At 34.1% G+C, this 2419-nt stretch carries 2 protein-coding genes; both read right to left on the reverse strand.

Annotated features, from left to right (window positions below):
• Nucleotides 1-286 precede the first annotated feature (286 nt).
• Nucleotides 287-817 carry a DUF3267 domain-containing protein gene (locus ACH6CY_RS15550; RefSeq protein WP_374068222.1) on the reverse strand — a complete coding sequence of 177 codons (531 nt, stop codon included), beginning with the start codon at nucleotides 815-817 and terminating at the stop codon, nucleotides 287-289.
• An 86-nt stretch (nucleotides 818-903) separates the two neighbouring features.
• A complete protein-coding gene (gene chrA, locus ACH6CY_RS15555; RefSeq protein WP_374068223.1) occupies nucleotides 904-2094 on the reverse strand; it encodes a chromate efflux transporter in 1191 nt (396 codons plus the stop codon).
• Nucleotides 2095-2419 lie beyond the last annotated feature (325 nt).

The following is a 2419-nucleotide window of genomic DNA, read 5'->3' on the forward strand; positions in this document are numbered from 1 at the left end:
AGCTACTTTAGGACGCGAACATAAAATAATTCAGTTGACTATTCTGACTCACCAACGTGATTTGACGTAGAACCATACAAGGTGAGCAACAACTGTGCTTGAAACGTAGAGGAAATATACTCGCTTTCCGCGGGACAAGGAACGCTTCGGCAGCTATACATCACACGAAGAAAATGGTTTTTTATTTTCGAGGAGTCTCGCATATTTCCTCTACTTAAGCGTCTATATTGAGACCAGAGTATAAGTTATATCTATTTACAAAAGTAAATAATGCTGTGAGAATCAACTATTTTTTATAAAGCTTGAAACCTTGTTCCGTATCTTCTACATGGGTGCTGTCCTTTTGTTTCGATATTAGATAGAAAAAATAAAAATCTCCTACACAACCACCGGTATGCATCGCAAATAAAAAATACAAAAACACGCCATTGATTCCAAGTAAGTATAAACCACACAGCAATAATGTAATTAGTACAAAAGGCATTAAACAAACAATAATAAATTGGTGTTTTGGATAAATACTTCCTGGACTAGTCGCATACGCCACACCATTTTTAAAACCAAATTTCACTTTTTCATCAGGTTTAAATAGTTTAAAAAATAGTCCATGAATAAGTTCATGAATGATCAGAATCAGAAAAAAGATAACAAAAAATAAGAACATAGCCAAAAAATTAACAGAGAGACTAATAATTACAAAATAAAACGCACCCAAAATAAGAAGTGATAGAAAAACAATAATACCCCATACATTTAGCCAGATAAGAAGCTTTTGATTAGCCAATAAATTAAATTCCTTGATCAATTTATATGTCATCATATCCTCCAATATTAAGTAATGATTATATCTTACTTCTCATATCACTTATTGTACATCTTATTCTTGCTTATACCAATGCATATTTATGTGATGAGTTGTATTAAATAACCACCAACTACACCTAATATTACAATCAGCCAAGCTGGTACCTTCCATATATTTAATAATCCAAATAACAGTGCAGCTAATGCGAAATCTGTTGCATTAAAGATCGAACTGTTAAGTACCGGATCATAGAACGCCGCTAAAAGAATGCCTACCACACTAGCATTCACTCCCATTAAAGCACTTTGAAATACGGATCGGTTACGCAACTCATTCAAAAATGGTAATGCCGCAATAATTAGTAAAAAGGATGGCAAAAAAATACCTACCGTTGCAACAATTGCTCCAACGATCCCCTCTAACATCGTTCCAATATAACTAGAGAATGTAAACAAAGGGCCGGGTACAGCTTGTGCCATCCCATATCCTGCTAAAAATTCACTTGCTGTCAATAGGCCAGCTGGTACGATTTCACGTTCAATCATCGGTAATACGACATGTCCACCACCAAATACGAGCGACCCTACTCTGAAAAAGACATCAAAAATATGAAGGAATGGATTGTCTGATAATTTATTAAGTATCGGCACAATCACTAGTAAGCTTAGTAAAATCCCCAAAGAAGTTAATCCGAATTTTTTAGATATTTTAATAGATAAAGGTTGCACATTTGGTTTTGTTTTCTTTTTAAATAATTTTAATCCGATCAATCCCGCTCCTAAAATAATAACAATTTGCATCCATGCGAAAGGATACAGGAGCATTATTACAGCAGCTACTAACGCGATTGCTATTCGTGGCTTGTCAGGAGTTAACTTTTTACCTAGTCCGAGTAACGCATGTAACACAACAGCTACCGCTACGATTTTTAAGCTATGTATAAATCCTGCGTCATCTAGCGAAAATGTTTGATACATTAGCGCAAATAGAACCAATACAATAATAGATGGAAAGGTAAAACCTAGCCAAGAGATAAACCCACCAATTACTCCTCCTCTTAACATACCAATCGATATACCTACTTGGCTGCTTGCAGGACCAGGGAGGAATTGACAGATAGCAATAATATCTGCATACGTTCGATCATCCAGCCATTTTCGTCGGTCAATATATTCATCTTTAAAATAAGCTAAATGTGCAATTGGACCACCAAACGATGTCAACCCTAACTTAGTAGATATTAAAAATATTTCAACTAGTGTGCGAAATTTGTTTTTTTGTCTAGACATCAGTATCTCCTTTCAAATTTTTCACACGAACAATACATTTTTTACAACTAGTTAATCAGTTTATAAATGTCCATACGCTATCGACATTATATTTATATTTGATTTTACTTTCAAGAAATGCATATTAAATTTACAAACTTTTTACATTCGGGGACTAAATTGAAATGAAGTCTTGATAAGCATGCACGAATTGATGTAAAAAAAAGCGAAAAAACTGTTGTGATAGTGAACTAACCTAAATTAGTGAGACAATATAAAACACCTCCAAAATGGTAATACTTTAAACAAGTATATTTATCGGAGGTGTTTTTGCGTGGGTAAAAAC

The sequence above is a fragment of the Paraliobacillus sp. JSM ZJ581 genome, from assembly GCF_044383835.1.
Lineage (GTDB): Bacteria > Bacillota > Bacilli > Bacillales > Amphibacillaceae > Paraliobacillus.